The organism is Nocardia sp. NPDC051052, from assembly GCF_044456045.1.
Lineage (GTDB): Bacteria > Actinomycetota > Actinomycetes > Mycobacteriales > Mycobacteriaceae > Nocardia.
Genome location: NZ_JBITFL010000020.1, coordinates 22,419 through 39,689, shown reverse-complemented (window position 1 = coordinate 39,689; position 17,271 = coordinate 22,419). Strand labels below are relative to the sequence as shown.

Here is a 17,271-nt window from a genome sequence, read left to right as displayed (position 1 = left end):
AAATCGGCCACCAGCAGCATGTTCGGCGCCTCGACCCGGAACTGGCGATCCACCAGATCCGGCGCTTTTAAGGCACCCAGGCGCTCGGCCTGCCGCTCGACAACGCCGAGGCCACGCGTCGGACCAGCTATCTGTTCACGTCACAGAACCGCTACGGCGGATTCGGTGAAGCGCCTGGGCTGCCGTCGGAACTGTTCACGACCTATTGCGTGGCGCCCGCCACCTACTTCCTGAACCGCCGGGACTTCGATATCGAGCGCTGCCATAAATTTCTGCGACGATGCCGGCACCCGCATGGTGGTTTCGGCAATTTCCCTGGGTATCACGCCGTGGCCACGCTGTACCTGCTCGATGTTGAGCCCGCCGACGGCATGCTTCGACTGGTTGGCCCACCACCAGAGCCGTGACGGAGGTTTCTCCCGGCAATTCGATGCCCCGTCGGACACGACCGACGAAGGGTTTATCACCATTCAAGCCGTGTTGATGCCGGAAAGAAGCTGAACAAATACTGAGAATCGATAATAACACAAGGATATTGCGAATGGATTTGTATCCCGAATTTACGACTATGTCGAACATGCCGCCATTGACCAGGATGATACTGGACAACGACGGATCAACCACCGTGCTGCTGCAATCACTCGTGGGCTCGGCGTTGGCGGCCGAGGTGTTGCCGGAAATCGACGTCAGCCCGGTACCTTCCGACATCCGACTCTTTCACGTCTTCGGTGTCGACGGACACGATGATCTCGGTATCCGCCGCTCGCGGCTGCGCGACGACACCGCCGCGGTGGTGAGCGAGAATATCGTCACCTTCCGGTTGCGCGACCGCGATCTGCTAATACCGAAAGGCGATATTCCTTTCGGATTACACACCCGCAATCTCGGTTTGCTCGAACGGCGCCAAATCCTGGTTGCCGGAGTCACCACGGATAGTTTCGGGCTCCTGCCCACTGGATCTCCGGGTCGCATCTACGAAATCGAATTCTCCAACCGAGCGCGGGTGCTCGTGCACGAGGTATTCAATCCCTGGTTTGTCTCGGCTGGGCAGGATCGACGCGAACAGCTCTCTCAAACCAGAAAGTCTCCGGGCTCACCGGGGTGGTTCACCAAACGATGTGGGGAGGGGCCTGGGCCTGGCATGCACCCGACCATCAAGTCGAAATCCACCTGAGTTGTTCACTTGTTCGCGGTCGCAGCGGCAGCAATCGCGGCAGGCTGCAGCGAGGCCCCCCTCGTCGCCGTCACTACCACGTGACGGACAAAAGATTGGGTCACCACGATCGCCACGACGCAGTCGGTCTTCGGGGTGACCCCTGTGTCCACTGCCGACTTCTACCAGCACCCCGCCGTCGCCTACATACCGCTGCAGCAGGCTCCGGTGGTGATCTCGTCCCTGATCTGGAGGGCGAGCCGTCGCCCCGAGGTCGACGCGTTCGTCGATCATGCCCGGCGCACCGTTCGTCCGCTGCCCGAAATAGTAAGCGCGCCAACAACTCCACGCGCGGGAAGATCGGCTCTCACCCCGGTGTGCGGTTGACGGACACCCGTGAGTAGCCCGTTGCAGATTAACAGTTCCAGAACAAGATGGAACAAATTAGCAAAGAATTAAAGGCGAGCAAGTTTGACTGAGCAGTCCGGGTCCGAATAGCCTTCGAGGAAGGCGTGCGGAGCAGATTTTACTTCGTAAATCTGTCACAGTGCGCAGAGCGCACACGCAGAGCGGCCCGAAGTTGCGCATTCTGCTCAATCGATAATCGAAAGGTTGCGCGATGCGGCAATCCCTCTTAACGTTTGCCATGACATCGACGCGAAGCCAGCGTCTTGATGACAAACCGATATCGCCTTCCGGAATTGCATTGCCTGACGAGGTGAGCTGATTCGACCCTCGCCTCCTCAGTACTTCGATGCCCGCAGGCGAGGGAATTCTCGTCACATCGAAGACCACTTCCGGGACGATGCGGGGCAAGTACTGAATTGCGCTTTCTTGTCGACACCATGAATACGATCGGGGGATGCACCAGTGAGTAGCCAATTATCAAACGGCAACAACTCTTGCACGAATTATTTGGATCATCAGGACGCCCATATTGCGTCTCCCGGCCCGCCGCACATTACCACAGAATCCTCACTTTTCGACGAATATCAGCGGTTCTGTACGGCACTGAAGGAGTTCGTCACGGTCCCTGATTCCAGGATATCTAATGTCGATCAGGAAATAGCAGAAGGCGGTTCATACGAGCTTACCGGAGACGAGCTCAGGTTCGGCGCGATGCTCGCTTGGCGCAACCATGCACGGTGCAATGGCAGAATGCATTGGCGCACACTGAAGGTTCTCGATTTCCGTCGCGCCGATACTGTTAATGACGTCTTCGAGGGATGCCTGGAGCACCTGGAGTACTCGACCAACAACGGTGCTCTTCGGGCCGTGGTCTCCGTGTTTCCGCAGTCGAGCAACGGTACGGGGTTCGAGATTCTGAATCCTCAACTGATCAGGTATGCGGGGTATCGGCAAGCGGACGGCTCGATACTCGGCGATCCGCTGCACCTCGAGCTGACCGATTCAGCTCTCGGGTTGGGTTGGGCCCCCGCTCGAACAGCGTTCGATGTGCTGCCACTGTTGATCAAATCTCCATCCGGTCAGGTCACCATGTGCGAGATTCCGCCGCAATACATCATGGAAGTGCGGATCGAACATCCGGACTACCCGGATATCGGGGCGTTGGGTTTGAGATGGCACGTCAATCCAGCTATCAGCGACAAGATACTGTCGATCGGTGGTCTAGATTTCCGCGCCGCGCCGTTCAGCGGATGGTATGTATCATCCGAGATCGGCGCTCGGAACCTCTCGGATGAGAGCCGGTACAATATGCTGCCCTACGTTGCCCGCGCTATGGGTCTGGATACCCGGCGGGACGCGACATTATGGAAAGATCGTGCGGCAGTTGAGCTTACCTACGCTGTGCAATGGAGCTACAGCGAGGCCGGAGTTCACATCGTCGACCACCATACCGCCGCGAAACAGTTCATCAGGCATGTGGAACGCGAATCGCAGAGTAAGCGAAAAGTGCCCACGGACTGGTCCTGGATAAACCCGCCGATCTCCGCGTCCACTACCCCAACATTTCACCGGTCGTATGATAGTCCGAATTTCACTCTGCGCCCGAACTTTCTGATGCGAGACGCACAGATCGCACCGCAGGGATGCCCGGCACATGGGTGATTCGGGAAGCAAGAAACTGGGCACCCCGGCGACACTTGCCTTCGCTGTTTCGATCGTTACCGGCAGTGGCCTGCTCGCCTTGCCAGGACAAGTACGGCTCGTCGCCGGGCACGGCGCGCTGTGGACCTGGATCATAGGATCTGCCCTCATGGCCGCCATTCTGTGGTGCTTGTACCGTCTGGAAACTTATGTCGATGGGAGTTCCGGAATCCACGAGCTGGTACAAGCCGGTCTCGGTAGCCACCTGTCCGGCTATGTAAAGGTTCTGCTGATCTCGACATTCAGTGTCGGCATACCTGGTATAGCGCTGGTCACTGGCGGGTACATCAGCACGATATTCAACTGGACGAGTCCGATCCCGTTGGTCACGATCGCTGCTATCGTCGGTTCCGGCATGGTGATGTGGCTGGGCACGAAATCGTCATCCCGGTTTCAAACAGTCACAAGCCTGTTTTCGTTACTCGTCGTCGTTTGTATCGTGGCGGGCGCGTTGTGCAAGAACGGTAGCGCCGACAATCTGACCAACGTGGGAGCTCCATCCGCCGCGTCGGTCAGCGCGGTCGGCATTGCCTTCTTTGCTTTTGCCGGTTGGGAATTGGTTACTTTCCTCAGCCGGGACATGCGGGGCGGCCGTGGCGCCTATCGCGCTGTCCTCGCGGCCAGCTGGTTCATTGTCGTCGGTCTATACCTGCTGCTGGTAGTGAGCGATGGCGCATCGTCGGGCACCGATGATGCGTTGTCGCTCGCGGCTCCGGCATCGGTACTTGGCATCGACACGACCGCCATCTACGCTCTTGCCTCGCTGATCATGCTGGCAAGCCTTTTTGCGAACCTGTACGGATACATCTCACTCATCTCAACGTTCTCCACCGAAAGAACGCTGCCGCACATACTCTCTAGACCTATATTCCGCGGTAGCGCCGTAGCCGCGCTACCGATGGGTATCGGAATAATATCAACCGTCAGCCTGCTCGGCGTGTTCCGTAAAGATGCGGCCTCAGTTCTGTTTTCGATAGCCGGCGTAAATTTCCTTCTGATCTATCTGCTGGCGTGTGGTTCATTATTGCGCCTCAGTCGATCGGTGCATGAGCGGACGATTTCGATAGTCGCCCTGGGCGGTGGGCTCGTAACGCTTGTCGCCTCGTGGCGCGACCTGATCTTAGCTGGTGCAGTTTTCGTCTCCATACTTATATGGCAGGGACTGCAACATGCGAAGTCTCAGCGTCATACGAAGAATGAGGTGAGTGCGCCGAGCAAGGAAGCCGACACTTCGACCCGTAACGTCGGTGGATGACGGACAGTCGGACAATAGGTGGCGGATCATCGGGGAGCGCGGAGTGGCGTTGATTCAGCAGCTGTTGCGGCGCAAGCCTGTACGGCAGCCGGCGGACGAGACCGGCGCCGATGTCGGCGAGCTGTCACGCTCCATCGGATTGGTCCAGCTGTCGATGCTCGGCATCGGCGCGACGGTCGGCACCGGCATCTTTTTCGTTCTCTCGCAGGCTGTTCCGGTCGCCGGCCCGGCGGCGATTATTTCGTTCGTCGTGGCCGGTGTTGTCGCTGGCCTCACTGCGATGTGCTACGCCGAACTGGCCGGAGCGATGCCGGTTTCCGGATCTTCGTATTCTTACGCGTACGCCACTCTCGGCGAGCTCCCTGCGGTGGCGGTCGGTGCATGCCTCTTGCTCGAATACGGAGTCTCGGCGGCGGCCGTCGCGGTCGGTTGGTCGGAGTATCTGAACGCACTGCTACACAACGTGTTCGGCTTCCGGTTGCCGGATGCGGTGTCGCAGTCCCCCGAAGAGGGCGGAGTCGTCAATCTTCCGGCAGTTGCGCTCGTCGCGCTGTGCGGCCTTCTTCTCGTCCGTGGCGTCAGCGAATCCGCACGGGTCAACGCCACCATGGTCGCCATCAAGCTGGCGATCCTGGTGGTGTTCGGCGTCGTAGGTATGACGGGTTGGCACAGCGATCATTTCGCTGATTTCGCCCCGTTCGGCGTCGGCGGCATCATGTCCGCCGCAGGGATCGTCTTCTTCTCCTACATCGGCCTAGACGCCATATCGACCGCTGGTGAAGAGGTGAAGAACCCCCACCGGAACATGCCGCTGGCGATCTTTATCGCATTATGCTCCGTCACGGGCATCTACCTCGTAGTTGTCGTGGTCGCCATCGGCGCACAGTCGCCATCGGACTTCCGCGAGCAGAAGGCCGGATTGGCGGCAATCCTGGAACGCGTGACCGGGGCGACCTGGCCGGGCACGCTGCTGGCGGTGGGGGCGGTGGCGTCGATCTTCAGTGTCACGCTGGTCGTCATCTACGGCCAGACCAGGATCTTGTTCGCCATGTCGCGGGACGGGATGCTCCCCGAGGTGTTCCACCAGGTGAACTCGGGCACGCTGTCCCCAGCGCACAACACCGTCATCGCCTGTGTGGTCATCGCTATGCTCGCAGGCCTGATCCCGATCAACTTCCTCGCCGAGATGACCAGCATCGGAACATTGGTGGCCTTCCTCGTCGTATCGATCGGGGTGATCGTGCTGCGGCGAACCGCGCCGGATCTGCCTCGCACCTTCAAGCTTCCCGGCTACCCCATAACTCCGGTGCTGTCAGTGATCGGCTGCATATGGATCATCAAAGACCTGCGCCGGGCGACCATATACGTCTTCCTCCTTTGGGTCACCGTCGCGCTGCTGTGGTACTTCGCCTACGGCGTAAGGCATTCCCGACTGAACCGCACCGGCAAGGTCACGGAAAGCGGCCCGGAACTGAACCCTGCCGGGTTTTGATGCACGGAGAACGCCGTAGCCGGCAATATTTCATCGGCTACTTCGCCGCCGAGCACAAACTTTCGACGTATTCGGCTCGCTGTTGCTGATCTTCTGTCAGACCACCATTGCGACCTGAATACCGCAGCCGCCAAACACGATCAGCGGGTTCGGCTCCCCCGCCGAGGCGAACACGCGAAGCTCGTTGGCGCAGCGATCAGGTGGCGGGGCGTAGTTCCACGCAACATTGGCCGGCCTGTGGAGCGAGCACGGCCGACACCGTGTCGGCTCGGAGTCCGATGAGGATCCCGGATAGGTAGGCGTGGTTGAGGCCGCAGACCAGTTCCGGGGCTTGCGCGGCCAAGGGGTGGAACGGGCAGTTGCGCAACCGGACATGATCTGGGGCGACGCGGGCCGGTTCGAATCCCTGCTCGCCGAGCACCGAGCACAGTAATGTGAGCGCCCGTTCGGTACCAAGCCTGCCCGGCCATAGTTGCTCGCGCGTCGCCCGCCCCAGCGCCGTGCCGCGATCGGTGGGAACTGAAGCGCAGCACATCCCGAGGGTGCGCTGGAAAGTGTTGTCGCCCAAGCCGCCTGCGGCCGATCCGGGCGCCCAGTAGGATTGCTGATGCGGGCTCGGGGAAGGACTGTCGTGCAACGTTCGCTCACCACTCACGTCAAGTCCAACAGCCTCGCGATCTCCTTGATGGCAGCGGTCGTAATCCTGTTCGCCGCAGCACCGATCGGATACAACGCGCTGTTCCTGGCGAACTCGCGGCTCGCGAGCGGCACCGCGGTCGAACACGGACAGGAAGTCTGCGACAACACCAAAGGCAGCCGTCCGGACGGCACCTCCGCGATCATCGAGTTCACCACCGCGGGCGGGCAGACAGTCCGCTTCGACGGCGGCTCGGTATCGCGATATACCTCTCTGGGCGAACAGGTTTCGGTCCGCTACGACCCCGATGATCCCGACCACGCGATGGTCGACGAAACCTTCCTCTTCGTCCGCCTCACCTACCTGCCACTGGCCGTCGCCGCCCTCGGCGCCGCCGTGCTCCTAGCCGTCGGTTGGACGATGCTGCCCACCAAGCTGGAACTGCTCGCCCTCCGGCGGCCTGCGAGCGGAGTTCCAGATCGAGTTGACTGAACACATTCTCAACCTCGATCGAACAGCTCGCTGAATCCTGGATACTCCCAGATGTAGAACGGCACGAACTGATGTACGACCAGGATCGTAGTGATACCGATCAGGCGCCAATCATCGAACAGCGTCATCCAGATCGAAATGGTCACCAGTGGAATCAATACCAACACAATCATGGTGACGCCGAAGCGATATTGCCGGTCCGCGCGTGACTTCACCCGCTCGGCCGGACGCGGATTACCTCGCCACGTCAGAATCCCGGTATACACGCGCCGAGATTCTTCTCGGCCTGCCGCCCGGTCGAATGTCAGCACCGATACTGTGCCGGACTCGCAGGAGAGCAGCATCTGGTCGGGTATGCCATGTAATGCGGCACGCAGTCGGCGCAGAAAGTATACGCGCCTGATATTTCCGAACCATAGCAGCAGGAGAATCAAGTTGATGACCGCGGTTGCGACTCCGAGAATTAACGCTGCTATTCCGTAATGTAAAATATGCTGCCAGGCGGTCTGTATCATCGGCACTCCACTTTTGAAGCTAGTTGAATATGCTCTCTATCATCGCCACCAGACTCCCACCGTGGTTTCCCGCCGCGTTCGACGACGGCCCATGACTGCTGGAACCGAACGGATCGAAGTCAGAATTTCCCGAACCACTCGACCCACCATCGGCGCTGTCGTGTATCAGCCAATCCCATAGATCGAGCGCGGCGGCGTCAGCACGGTTCCCGATCACTCCGGCACCGGCGGCGCCCGCGACAGCGCCTACTCCACCGAAGACCCAGGCCGCCAGCTTCTTGCCCGACCGATCGGCCGGAGGCAGCTCGACCTCGGTGGCAATAGCCAGTGCGGTCAGCGCCCCGCCACCACGATTCGGGTTCGAGAGATCATCCATAAGATTGACGATTCCTGGCGAGAACCTGATCTTACTCAGTGCGGCCAATAACTCGCTCGGACTCATCGGATTCCCCGAAATTCGATAAAGACGGCAGTGGACGACAAGTTTTGCTATGTCCGGAGAAGTGATTTTGGCGACCGCTTCGAACCAGTCTTTGTGCAGATCGGGAGCGATCACCACCGGCCAGATCGCAAATACCGCGAAATCGAGGACAGCGTGTTCCGCAGTACCACCCGACTGGTTCGACGACGACACGGCACGATACCGAGCCGCGCCGGCCGCGAGCAGTTGCCGCACGGAATTCTCGGCCCGCCCGTGTGGCGATCCATCACATGTCCGACGTAGCGACTCGACTTCGTTTCGGAACCGGCGTCGCTCGCGCCACGTCAAGCCGGAATGCTGCGCGACGCGTTCCTCGAAATCGCTGGACGCACGATGGATCCAGTCTTTCAAGCCGATCAGATCGGGCGGCGATACCATTTCCGACTCCAGCCGGTGGTGCTGATTCCTGCGAACATTATTGCCGCACCCAAGCCTGACCCGGTATCCACTGTTCGACCGACGAGCCCGGCCGTGCCATCCACAGGTTCCGCTAGCGTCGAGGATGACGCCGGCCGAACCTGAAGTCCAGGCGGAATCGTGCGGTAGGCCGTAGCTCAATAGGCCGGTACCGGAACATCATTCACATCGAAACTGCGTTGGATTGCCCGGAATCGGCCGGTTTCCATCAGTGGACATCTCGTGCGACGCACACCAAGCGTTCGTGGTCGTACCACGCGTTGTCGGTGCAGCGGAATTGATAAGTGGTCATCTGGCGGGTTCGGGAAGTCAGGCAGCGGTAGAAGACGGCCCGGTCGTGGGGGTCGGCGTAGTAGCCCTCGTCCTTGCTGTGGCAGAAGTCGGAGGGGGCCGCGATGGGGATGACGGCGTATTGGCGGGCGGCGATGTCGCGTCCGGTCCCGTCGGGTAGGTCAACGGCGGCCAGGGTGCCGAGCGTGAAGGCCGCTACGCCCAGGGATGGCAGGACCGCGATCACGGTTCCGGCGGCGAGGGCGCCGGAACGACGCACCAGGCTGTTCGAGTTCATGGTCGGGAGTCCCTGTCTCCCCGATGCGGGGCGTCGGCGGCTGGCTGCTCCCTGTATTCGGTCCTGCGGACCGGTCGGATCGTTTCCTGGCGAAAACCGCCTGCTCGGGGCCGTCTCAGGAATCCCAATCCGGACCAACACCGCAGTCCGCCAACAGGAGTGCGGTGCGTTACCCGAAAAATTCTGTGACGTGACGCACATTCGGTTTAGCAGCAAACTCCCTGCGTAGGTAACGGTTCGGCAACGGTGAGGGTGGTGTTCCAAGATCGGTAGCACTGTTCATTCACGATTCGTTTACCGTCCGTTCACCTGGTGTGACCATTCTGCGATCAGGTCATAAAGCGACCTGGAGTTTGGTTACACCGAGGAGATTTCTACCCACATTCGGAAAACGACCGCAATGGCAGGCTCTACGTCCGCTGCGGTCGGCGGATCGGGATCCGGCAAAGGACCCGCTAACCCTAACCTCCGCCGAATGGACGCGCCGAGAGGCCGTTTTTCTCCGCATCGCGATGCGGAGTCCCGCGCGACATCGCGGCCGGGCTCGCAGTAGAGCGCCCCGGCACTGAACTGTCGCGCTCCGGGGACCCAGAGCGTCCCCCACAACAAAACCCCACAACAGCACATCAGCCCGCACCGGCGAGCGCCAACCACGCGCCCGCCCTGGATCCGTGCTGCCTGCGCGCGCCCGGATCGAAACCAGTCCCCGACAAAGGAACCGATTTCGTCATGCCTGACAGACGCTTTTCTTCTCTCCGCCGCTCGACGCTTCGCGAGGGCGTAACTTTCGCCATCGCCGCCGCGGGCGTCGTGGCCGTTGCCGCTTCTTCGGCGGTATCGGTGGCCGACGACAGCGTTCCGTCTCGCATCGCGATGGTGGCCGAGGTACACAAGGCCGCAGCGCCCGCCGCCGAGGTGGCCGCCCCGGCGCCGCTGCCGCTGCCGATTCCCGTGCCGATCCCGGAGCCGACACCTGCCCCGGCCCCCGCCTACCCGGACAACCTCGACGGCTGGATCCACCAGGCCCTCGACATCATGCAGTCCAACAACATCCCCGGCAGCTACGACGGCATCCACCGCAATGTCATGCGCGAGTCGACCGGTAACCCGCACGCGATCAATCTGTGGGACTCCAACGCCGCCGCGGGCATCCCGTCCAAGGGCCTGCTGCAGGTGATCGACCCGACCTTCCGCGCGTACCACGTCGAGGGCACCTCCTGGGACATCTACGACCCGGTCGCCAACATCGCCGCCGCCTGCAACTACGCCGCGCGGACCTACGGCTCGATGGACAACGTCAACAGCGCGTACTGAGCCACCCTCGCCACGACGCCTCCCCGCCTGCCCGCGGGGAGGCGTCGTCGCGTCCGGCCCGCCCTCCGGCTAGGGTCGTGCACCACCGACCTTTGGACTTCCGCGATGACCGATTACGCGCACAGCGATACGGCGGCCAAGAGCCGCGCCGAGAAGGCCCGGCGCCTTGCTAGCTACGTCTGGCACCTGGGCATCTCCGGGCCCGAGCTGCTGGCGATGCCCGCTGCGACGCGGCGCAAGCTCGCCAGGGCCGCCGACACGAACCCACCGAGCACCGAGGAGACCTGGGTGACGGTGGCGGACCTGCTCACCGAGAAGGCCGACTGGGCCGACGAACACCCCGATCATCCCGCGGCGCGACGCGCGCACACCGACGAAAAGCTGACGTGGGTGAAGCCGCCGATCACGCCTTGGTCGTGACCTGTTGCCGGACAGCGGGTTCGGCGCTTTCGGTAGCATGGTGGTACTGCACCCGCCCGTCAAAGGTGACGAGATGACCGAGCGCAAACCAGCGAACCTGGACTTCGAATCGTGGATCGACAAGCAGATCCGCGAGGCAACCGATCGTGGTGAATTCAAGAATCTGCCCGGCGCGGGCAAACCCATTCCGCGCGGCAGCGACGACGAGAACTGGTGGCTCAACGGCTACCTCCGGAAAGAAGGGGTGAGCGGCGACGCACTGCTGCCGCCCTCACTGCTGCTACGCCGGGATATCGAGCGCCTTCCGGACACCGTGCGCAAGCTCAGCTCCGAGCGTGCGGTCCGCGAGACGGTACGCGAACTCAACAAACGTGTGGTCGACTGGCTACGCTTACCGCACGGCCCGTACGTCCGGATCGCGCCGGTCGATACCGACGACATCGTCGCCCAGTGGCACGCCGAGCGGCAACGGAACCCGTCAGCGCCGCCAAGACCCACCAACCCCGCGCGCCCCCCTCGAACCGCCGGGCGATGGCGCACCATCTTCCGCCGACACCGCCCCACGTCCACCTGATCCACAGACCGCCCACACCTTTCACAAGAGGTGCGCGGGCGTGCGGACTCTGTGAGTAGTACGGACGGTCTGTGAGACCAGCCCGACCTGCGGGGTCAGACGTCGTAGCCGCCCACCTGGTCTGCAGCCCGGTTAGCTGCATCGAGGCGAGTCGGAAGGTCGCTAGATGATCTTCGACGGCAGCCATTTGACTCGCCTCGAGCAACCAGCACGCGCCGCGTGCCTGCGCAGCTGGACGGTCTGTGGGTTAGGCGCCGATGGCGGGCTGGGTTGATTCCTCTACTGCGACAACGACTTTGTCGGACAATGCCTGCATCGCGTGCGCTTCCGCGGGGGTGATGCAATCGATGAATACCTCGCGCACCAGCCGGACATGATTCGGGGCGGCGCGTTCGAGTAGACGACGGCCTGCGGTGGTCAGCTGGACCAGTACCCCGCGGGCGTCCTCCGCCACCGGCTGCCGGTCGACGAGTCCGCGCGCGTCCATCCGGGCGAGATGCTTCGACAACCTGCTCTTCTCCCAGCAGACCTCGGCCGCCAGATCCTTGGCTCGCAGGCAGTCACCCGGTGCGGCGGACAAGGCGACCATCAGCTCGTAATCCGCGGCGGACAGGCCGTCTTTGGTCAATCCCGCGGCGATCGCCGCGTCCAATCGCTGGCGCAGGCGGATGTAGGCCGACCAGGTCGCCTGTTCGTCGTCACTGAGCCACTCCATGGGAATGAAGTCTACCCGCGTTTGGTTGACATGGACACCAACTCCCCTTCCAGGAGGTTTCGATGCCAGCCATCACCGTCCCCGACCTCATGGTGCTGCCACGCCTGCCCAAGCCCACCGAGACCATGCGCGACCGCCCGGTGCGCAGCGTGGTCAGCGCGCCGAAACAGCGCGAGGGCGCGGGCTTCGAAGTACGCAGGCCGTTCCCGAGCGTGGACCTGCGCACCGCCGACCCGTTCATCCTGCTAGACCAGATGGGCCCGGTCGCCTACGAGCCGCACGAGGCGAAGGGCGCGCCGTGGCATCCGCACCGCGGGTTCGAGACCGTCACCTATGTCATGGACGGCGCCATGGTGCACCACGATTCCAATGGCGGCGGTGGCGTGATCGGCGAGGGCGACACCCAGTGGATGACCGCGGGCTCCGGCATCCTGCACGACGAGCTGCCGACCGAGCAACTGGTCATGACGGGCGGCTGGTTCCATGGCATCCAGCTGTGGGTGAACCTGCCGCGCGCGCTCAAGTTCGCCGCGCCCCGCTACCAGGATCTGCGGAGCAGCGAACTGACCCTGGTCAGCTCGCACGACGGCGGCGCACTGGTCCGGCTGATCGCGGGCGCGGTCGGCGGCTTCGAGGGGCCGGGGTCGACTTACACGCCGATCGCCTACGCGCACGCCTCGATCAGCCCCGGCGGCCAGCTGGAAACGCCATGGCCGCAACACTTCACGGCGATGGTGTACGTGCTGTCCGGCAGCGGGACGGTCGGCGCCGAGCGCAGGCCGCTGCGCGAGGGACAGCTGGCGGTTTTCGGCCCCGGCGACGCGATCACAGTGAGTGCCGATGTGCGCCAAGACAATCGGAGCGGCGACTTGGAGGTGTTGTTGCTCGGCGGACAACCGATTCAGGAACCCGTCGTCCAATACGGGCCATTCGTTATGAACACTCGCGCCGAAATCATCCAGGCAATGGACGACTACCAGGCAGGACGCATGGGAAACATCCCCGCCGAGCACCTGGCGGGCCATCGTTTGGGCGAGTGAACCCGGCCGCGCGGATATCCCCTAATGCCCTAGTTCTCCGGCGATCCGGTTGACAAGCGGGCGAGGCGTCACGACAGTGGATGCGGCGTCCGGTCGGACGCCCTATCCACCGCAGCAACTATCTAGAGGAATACATGAACGTTCGTCGGCTTACCTTCAGCGCTGCCGTCGCGGGACTGACCCTCCTTGCGGCGCCGACCGCGCTGGCCCAGCCCCCCTCAGGTTCCTCAGGGACCGGTTCGTCCGCCGTCGATACCGGCTCCGCCGCAACCGGTTCGGCCGGTCTGACGCAGACCGGTTCGGCGGGCGGCGCTTTCGCTAATTGCGACGACGCTCGCGCGGCCGGACGGGCTCCGCTCTTTCGCGGAGAGCCGGGCTACGGTCCGCACCTGGATCCGGATGGCGACGGGTTCGCCTGCCCCACGGTCTGATATTCGTAAACAGAAACACCCGGTGTGCCAGGCACACCGGGTGTTCTGCTGTTCGGCGACGATCTAGCGGAAGATCTTGAGCAAGACCAGCCCGACTACCAGGGCGGCCGCGCCGACCAGGCTGTACTTGACCTTCGGCTCGTTCAGCTTCCGCAGCACGATCTGCTTGCTGTCGCTCGCGATCCGCTGCGGATCCGCGCGCACCGCGAGTTCGTCGAGCGTGCTCGCCAGCCGCGTGCGCGCGGCCTCGATCTCCTGCTCGATCCGCTCGGTATCCTTCGCCACGTTCAGGCCTCCTGTGTTTGATGTGCCGCGCCAGGGCTCGAATCGCGGTGCGTGCTCGGCCTTCGCGGGTCACCCTCAGCTCCCGGACGAGTCTATCGGTCCGCGCGGATCGGAGCGCTTGCGAGTGCGTATGCGCGAGGCCGCGTTACCCCGGGGCGCGCGGTGTTCTGTCATTCCACACAGTGCTCCCGGCTGGTGCGCGGGGTCGATCTTGTCGGTCCATACAGTGTCGTTCGGTCTATCCGCGCTATGTCCGAGCCTTCGGTTACGGTGCAGGACGTGACCGACAACCAACGACTCTCCCCCGGCGATGCCGCCCCCGATTTCACGCTGCCCGACGCCGACGGCAAGGACGTGTCGCTCGCCGACTACCGCGGCCGCAAGGTGATCGTGTACTTCTACCCCGCCGCGAGCACCCCCGGCTGCACCAAAGAGGCCTGCGACTTCCGCGACAATCTCGCCGACCTCGACGGCGCGGGCATCGACGTGCTGGGCATCTCGCCCGACAAGCCCGCGAAGCTGGCCAAGTTCCGCGACGCCGAGCAGCTCACCTTCCCGCTGCTGTCGGATCCGGACCGGGCCGTGCTCACCGCGTGGGGCGCCTTCGGCGAGAAGATGATGTACGGCAAGACGGTTACCGGCGTCATCCGCTCCACCTTCCTGGTGGACGAGGCGGGCAAGATCGAGGTCGCCCAGTACAACGTGCGCGCCACCGGCCACGTCGCCAAGCTGCGCCGCGACCTGTCGGTCTAAGGCTGCTTCTCGAACGAGCGGACGAACTGGTCGTAGCCGTCCAGCAGCCGATCGAGACCGAACCGCAGGTCGGCGTCGTCCCAGTCCACGTCGTCGTCCTCGAAGGCCTGGGCGGTGAACGCGCGCGTCAGCGCGGGGAAACGCTGCGGATCGAGTACCTGGCCCAACAGGGCCGGGTACTCATCGGTGTCCCCGCCTGCCGCCATCTCCTTGGCGACGCGCATCCGGCCGATCATGTACAACGAAACGTTCAGTACGAGTTGCAGTTTGATCGACTCGGGCACGGCGGTCTCGGCGAACATGGCCAGGCCGGCTTCCAGCCAGGCCATGTTGTACGGGCCCATAGGCGGCGCGGCCAAGGGCAGATCCAGGAACCACACGTGCTGTTTGATCGCCGCCGACACCCCCCATCCCCATGCCTCTATCCCCGCCCGCCAGTCGCCGACCGGCAACTGCGGCGGTAGCCCCATCGCCCGGTCCGACACCAGGGTGATCAGCGTGTCCTTGCTGTCTACGTATCGGTAGAGCGACATCGTGGTGAAGCCGAGATGCTTGGCCACCCGACTCATCGACAACGCGCCGGCGCCCTCGGCGTCGGCCACCTCGATCGCCGCGTCGATGACCTGATCCAGACTCAGCCCGCGCTTCGGTCCGCGAGTTCCCGGCTCGTCCAGGCCCCACATCAACGCGAAGGACTTGGCTACCGCCGACGTGCCGATGTCCGTTTCCGGCGTGTCCACCACTTTCGACCCCTTTTCTCGATGCCCTCTTCCCTCACGTCAAAAACTGTGTACCGTCTAAACTAAGTTTAACCCATACACAGTTTCGATTCGAGGAACCCCATGACAGTCCCATCCACCCCCGCCGTCAGCATCAGCGGGTTGACCAAAGCCTTCGGCGACCGGACCGTGCTGGCCGGCATAGACCTGGAAGTCGCGGCGGGAACGGTCTTTTCGCTACTCGGCCCGAACGGGGCAGGCAAGACGACCATGGTGCGCATCCTGGCCACCTTGGCAGCCGCCGACAGCGGCGAGATCCGGGTGGCCGGTCACGATCTCGCGTACGAATCAGACACCGTGCGCCGCCTCATCGGCGTCACCGGTCAATACTCAGCGGTGGACGAGATCTTGACCGGTGCGGAGAATCTGCGCCTGATGGGTCGGCTGCTGCACCTGGACAAGCCGGCGATCGCCCACCGCACCACCCGCCTGCTCGCGCAATTCGAGCTCACCGAGGCCGGCGATGCCCGCGTCGCGACCTACTCCGGCGGCATGCGCCGACGACTCGATCTGGCCATGAGCCTGATCGGTGAGCCACGGATCATCTTCCTCGACGAACCGACCACCGGCCTGGATCCGCGCAGCCGCCGCGAACTCTGGCAGGTGATCCGGAACCTGGTGGCCGACGGTGTGACGATCTTCCTCACCACGCAATACCTGGAGGAGGCCGATCAGCTGGCCGACCGGATCGCGGTGCTGCACCACGGCAAGATCGTCGCCGAAGGCACGCCGGGCGACTTGAAGCAGCTCGCCCCCGGCGGGCATATCCAGCTGCGGTTCGCCGACGCGCAGGGGCTGGCCGCCGCCGCGCTCGCCATACCGGACGCCGAGATCGATGCCGAGCAGCTGGCGCTGATGGTCCCCTCGGACGGCAGCGTCGGCGCCCTCAAACAGCTGCTGGATCAGTTCGACGATCAGGCGATCACCATCGACCAACTCGCGATCCACACCCCCGACCTCGATGACGTGTTCTTCGCACTCACCGGACACCCCACCACGCAGAAAGCAGCGGCGCTGTGACCATCACGATCACGAATTCCCGCCTGGCCGTGCAGGATTCGGCCACCATGCTGAGCCGCAACCTGCGCCACACCGTGCGCAGTCCGGACACCATGCTCATGTCCATCCTGTTGCCGGTCATGATCCTGTTGATGTTCGTCTACGTGTTCGGCGGCGCGATGAACGTCGGCGGCGCGTATATCGACTATGTGGTGCCGGGCATCATCCTGCTGTGTGCCGGATTCGGTTCCGCGACAACGGCGGTGAGCCTGTCCACCGATCTGACCAACGGCATCATCGATCGATTCCGCAGCATGGCCGTCGCCCGGTCTTCGGTGATGACCGGGCATGTAGTGGAGAGCCTGCTGCGCAACCTGATCACCACCACCGTGGTGATCCTGGTGGCCACGGCGATCGGCTTCCGGCCGACCGGCGACCCGCTGCGCTGGCTGGCCGCCTACGGCATCATCGCGATGTTCGTGCTCGCGATGTCCTGGCTCGCGGCCGCGTTCGGAGTGCTGGTGAACAATCCGGAAGCGGCGAATTCGTGCCTGTTCTTCTTCATGTTCCTGCCATACGTGAGCAGCGCGTTCGTTCCGACGGAGTCGATGCCGAGCGCCTTGCACTGGTTCGCCGAGAACCAGCCGGTCACGCCGGTGATCGAAACCATGCGCGGTCTGCTGATGGGCACACCGATCGGCAACAGTGCGCTATTGGCGGTGCTCTGGTGCGGCGGCATCGCGCTGGCGGGGTATCTCGTCGCGGGCGTGCTGTTCCGGCGCAAGACAAGGGACTGATTTCGCAACCTACGTATGGGCCCGGCGCTAGAGGGGAGCGCCGGG

At 63.1% G+C, this 17,271-nt stretch carries 22 protein-coding genes; 15 read left to right on the top strand and 7 right to left on the bottom strand.

Features of this window, described 5'->3' with window-relative positions; genetic code table 11:
* Window positions 1-89: 89 nt before the first annotated feature.
* From ACIBCN_RS41270 to ACIBCN_RS41245, 6 genes are all read left to right on the top strand, one after another.
* Window positions 90-407, top strand: coding sequence for a prenyltransferase/squalene oxidase repeat-containing protein (locus ACIBCN_RS41270; protein WP_396998056.1), 318 nt, complete (start codon window positions 90-92; stop codon window positions 405-407).
* Between the two features lie 248 nt (window positions 408-655).
* On the top strand, window positions 656-1,174 hold the full coding sequence (locus ACIBCN_RS41265; protein ID WP_396997888.1) for a hypothetical protein: 519 nt from the start codon (window positions 656-658) through the stop codon (window positions 1,172-1,174).
* A 144-nt stretch (window positions 1,175-1,318) separates the two neighbouring features.
* Window positions 1,319-1,540: a hypothetical protein gene (locus ACIBCN_RS41260; protein WP_396997887.1), complete on the top strand. Its 222-nt coding sequence runs from the start codon at window positions 1,319-1,321 to the stop codon at window positions 1,538-1,540.
* Between the two features lie 483 nt (window positions 1,541-2,023).
* The gene (locus ACIBCN_RS41255; protein ID WP_396997886.1) at window positions 2,024-3,223 is read left to right on the top strand and encodes a nitric oxide synthase oxygenase; all 1,200 of its coding nucleotides are present in this window, start codon (window positions 2,024-2,026) and stop codon (window positions 3,221-3,223) included.
* The gene (locus tag ACIBCN_RS41250) at window positions 3,216-4,517 is read left to right on the top strand and encodes an APC family permease (RefSeq protein WP_396997885.1); all 1,302 of its coding nucleotides are present in this window, start codon (window positions 3,216-3,218) and stop codon (window positions 4,515-4,517) included. Before ACIBCN_RS41255 ends, ACIBCN_RS41250 begins: the two co-directional genes overlap by 8 nt.
* Window positions 4,518-4,545: 28 nt before the next feature.
* On the top strand, window positions 4,546-6,009 hold the full coding sequence (locus ACIBCN_RS41245; protein WP_396998054.1) for an amino acid permease: 1,464 nt from the start codon (window positions 4,546-4,548) through the stop codon (window positions 6,007-6,009).
* A 196-nt stretch (window positions 6,010-6,205) separates the two neighbouring features.
* Here the strand turns inward: ACIBCN_RS41245 and ACIBCN_RS41240 are convergent, their stop codons facing one another.
* Entirely contained in the window at window positions 6,206-6,664 is a 459-nt protein-coding gene (locus ACIBCN_RS41240; RefSeq protein WP_396998062.1) for a hypothetical protein, read from the bottom strand.
* Here ACIBCN_RS41240 and ACIBCN_RS41235 point away from each other — a divergent pair.
* The gene (locus ACIBCN_RS41235; RefSeq protein WP_396997883.1) at window positions 6,617-7,138 is read left to right on the top strand and encodes a DUF3592 domain-containing protein; all 522 of its coding nucleotides are present in this window, start codon (window positions 6,617-6,619) and stop codon (window positions 7,136-7,138) included. The two genes, ACIBCN_RS41240 and ACIBCN_RS41235, sit on opposite strands and share 48 nt — an antisense overlap.
* An 8-nt stretch (window positions 7,139-7,146) precedes the next feature.
* Here ACIBCN_RS41235 and ACIBCN_RS41230 read toward each other — a convergent pair whose 3' ends face one another.
* The 3 genes from ACIBCN_RS41230 to ACIBCN_RS41220 form a co-directional block, all read right to left on the bottom strand.
* On the bottom strand, window positions 7,147-7,653 hold the full coding sequence (locus tag ACIBCN_RS41230) for a hypothetical protein (protein ID WP_396997881.1): 507 nt from the start codon (window positions 7,651-7,653) through the stop codon (window positions 7,147-7,149).
* Between the two features lie 19 nt (window positions 7,654-7,672).
* Entirely contained in the window at window positions 7,673-8,512 is an 840-nt protein-coding gene (locus tag ACIBCN_RS41225) for a hypothetical protein (RefSeq protein ID WP_396997879.1), read from the bottom strand.
* Between the two features lie 247 nt (window positions 8,513-8,759).
* Window positions 8,760-9,119: a chitin binding peritrophin-A domain-containing protein gene (locus ACIBCN_RS41220; RefSeq protein ID WP_396997877.1), complete on the bottom strand. Its 360-nt coding sequence runs from the start codon at window positions 9,117-9,119 to the stop codon at window positions 8,760-8,762.
* Window positions 9,120-9,848: 729 nt separating this feature from the next.
* On the opposite strand from ACIBCN_RS41220, the gene ACIBCN_RS41215 reads away from it, so the two are divergent.
* The 3 genes from ACIBCN_RS41215 (at window position 9,849) to ACIBCN_RS41205 (ending at window position 11,427) form a co-directional block, all read left to right on the top strand.
* A complete protein-coding gene (locus ACIBCN_RS41215) occupies window positions 9,849-10,433 on the top strand; it encodes a transglycosylase SLT domain-containing protein (RefSeq protein WP_396997876.1) in 585 nt (194 codons plus the stop codon).
* Window positions 10,434-10,538: 105 nt separating this feature from the next.
* Window positions 10,539-10,853: a hypothetical protein gene (locus ACIBCN_RS41210; protein ID WP_396997875.1), complete on the top strand. Its 315-nt coding sequence runs from the start codon at window positions 10,539-10,541 to the stop codon at window positions 10,851-10,853.
* Window positions 10,854-10,926: 73 nt separating this feature from the next.
* Window positions 10,927-11,427, top strand: a complete 501-nt coding sequence (locus tag ACIBCN_RS41205; protein WP_396997873.1) for a DUF1992 domain-containing protein — start codon at window positions 10,927-10,929, stop codon at window positions 11,425-11,427.
* 247 nt (window positions 11,428-11,674) lie between these two features.
* On the opposite strand, the gene ACIBCN_RS41200 is transcribed toward ACIBCN_RS41205, so the two are convergent.
* Window positions 11,675-12,142: a MarR family winged helix-turn-helix transcriptional regulator gene (locus ACIBCN_RS41200; protein WP_396997872.1), complete on the bottom strand. Its 468-nt coding sequence runs from the start codon at window positions 12,140-12,142 to the stop codon at window positions 11,675-11,677.
* Window positions 12,143-12,204: 62 nt separating this feature from the next.
* Here ACIBCN_RS41200 and ACIBCN_RS41195 point away from each other — a divergent pair, with 62 nt between their 5' ends.
* Both ACIBCN_RS41195 and ACIBCN_RS41190 read left to right on the top strand, forming a co-directional pair.
* Entirely contained in the window at window positions 12,205-13,182 is a 978-nt protein-coding gene (locus ACIBCN_RS41195; protein ID WP_396997871.1) for a pirin family protein, read from the top strand.
* Between the two features lie 80 nt (window positions 13,183-13,262).
* The gene (locus ACIBCN_RS41190; RefSeq protein WP_396997870.1) at window positions 13,263-13,613 is read left to right on the top strand and encodes an excalibur calcium-binding domain-containing protein; all 351 of its coding nucleotides are present in this window, start codon (window positions 13,263-13,265) and stop codon (window positions 13,611-13,613) included.
* 63 nt (window positions 13,614-13,676) lie between these two features.
* On the opposite strand, the gene ACIBCN_RS41185 is transcribed toward ACIBCN_RS41190, so the two are convergent.
* A complete protein-coding gene (locus ACIBCN_RS41185) occupies window positions 13,677-13,898 on the bottom strand; it encodes a DUF3618 domain-containing protein (RefSeq protein ID WP_396997869.1) in 222 nt (73 codons plus the stop codon).
* Window positions 13,899-14,177: 279 nt separating this feature from the next.
* Here ACIBCN_RS41185 and bcp point away from each other — a divergent pair, with 279 nt between their 5' ends.
* Window positions 14,178-14,651, top strand: coding sequence for a thioredoxin-dependent thiol peroxidase (bcp, locus tag ACIBCN_RS41180; protein WP_396997868.1), 474 nt, complete (start codon window positions 14,178-14,180; stop codon window positions 14,649-14,651).
* On the opposite strand, the gene ACIBCN_RS41175 is transcribed toward bcp, so the two are convergent.
* Window positions 14,648-15,394, bottom strand: coding sequence for a TetR/AcrR family transcriptional regulator (locus ACIBCN_RS41175; RefSeq protein ID WP_396997867.1), 747 nt, complete (start codon window positions 15,392-15,394; stop codon window positions 14,648-14,650). The two genes, bcp and ACIBCN_RS41175, sit on opposite strands and share 4 nt — an antisense overlap.
* 99 nt (window positions 15,395-15,493) lie before the next feature.
* On the opposite strand from ACIBCN_RS41175, the gene ACIBCN_RS41170 reads away from it, so the two are divergent.
* Window positions 15,494-16,450, top strand: coding sequence for an ATP-binding cassette domain-containing protein (locus tag ACIBCN_RS41170; RefSeq protein WP_396997866.1), 957 nt, complete (start codon window positions 15,494-15,496; stop codon window positions 16,448-16,450).
* A gap of 47 nt (window positions 16,451-16,497) precedes the next feature.
* Window positions 16,498-17,226 carry an ABC transporter permease gene (locus tag ACIBCN_RS41165; RefSeq protein ID WP_396998052.1) on the top strand — a complete coding sequence of 243 codons (729 nt, stop codon included), beginning with the start codon at window positions 16,498-16,500 and terminating at the stop codon, window positions 17,224-17,226.
* Window positions 17,227-17,271 lie beyond the last annotated feature (45 nt).

What these genes read in the sequence shown, in the direction of transcription:
- ACIBCN_RS41250 (WP_396997885.1), top strand. Translation starts at nt 3,216, where the DNA reads ATGGGTGATTCGGGAAGCAAGAAACTGGGCACCCCGGCGACACTTGCC.
- ACIBCN_RS41235 (WP_396997883.1), top strand. Translation starts at nt 6,617, where the DNA reads ATGCGGGCTCGGGGAAGGACTGTCGTGCAACGTTCGCTCACCACTCAC.
- ACIBCN_RS41230 (WP_396997881.1), bottom strand. Translation starts at nt 7,653, where the DNA reads ATGATACAGACCGCCTGGCAGCATATTTTACATTACGGAATAGCAGCG.
- ACIBCN_RS41225 (WP_396997879.1), bottom strand. Translation starts at nt 8,512, where the DNA reads ATGGTATCGCCGCCCGATCTGATCGGCTTGAAAGACTGGATCCATCGT.
- ACIBCN_RS41220 (WP_396997877.1), bottom strand. Translation starts at nt 9,119, where the DNA reads ATGAACTCGAACAGCCTGGTGCGTCGTTCCGGCGCCCTCGCCGCCGGA.
- ACIBCN_RS41215 (WP_396997876.1), top strand. Translation starts at nt 9,849, where the DNA reads ATGCCTGACAGACGCTTTTCTTCTCTCCGCCGCTCGACGCTTCGCGAG.
- ACIBCN_RS41210 (WP_396997875.1), top strand. Translation starts at nt 10,539, where the DNA reads ATGACCGATTACGCGCACAGCGATACGGCGGCCAAGAGCCGCGCCGAG.
- ACIBCN_RS41205 (WP_396997873.1), top strand. Translation starts at nt 10,927, where the DNA reads ATGACCGAGCGCAAACCAGCGAACCTGGACTTCGAATCGTGGATCGAC.
- ACIBCN_RS41200 (WP_396997872.1), bottom strand. Translation starts at nt 12,142, where the DNA reads ATGGAGTGGCTCAGTGACGACGAACAGGCGACCTGGTCGGCCTACATC.
- ACIBCN_RS41195 (WP_396997871.1), top strand. Translation starts at nt 12,205, where the DNA reads ATGCCAGCCATCACCGTCCCCGACCTCATGGTGCTGCCACGCCTGCCC.
- ACIBCN_RS41190 (WP_396997870.1), top strand. Translation starts at nt 13,263, where the DNA reads ATGCGGCGTCCGGTCGGACGCCCTATCCACCGCAGCAACTATCTAGAG.
- ACIBCN_RS41170 (WP_396997866.1), top strand. Translation starts at nt 15,494, where the DNA reads ATGACAGTCCCATCCACCCCCGCCGTCAGCATCAGCGGGTTGACCAAA.
- ACIBCN_RS41165 (WP_396998052.1), top strand. Translation starts at nt 16,498, where the DNA reads ATGCTGAGCCGCAACCTGCGCCACACCGTGCGCAGTCCGGACACCATG.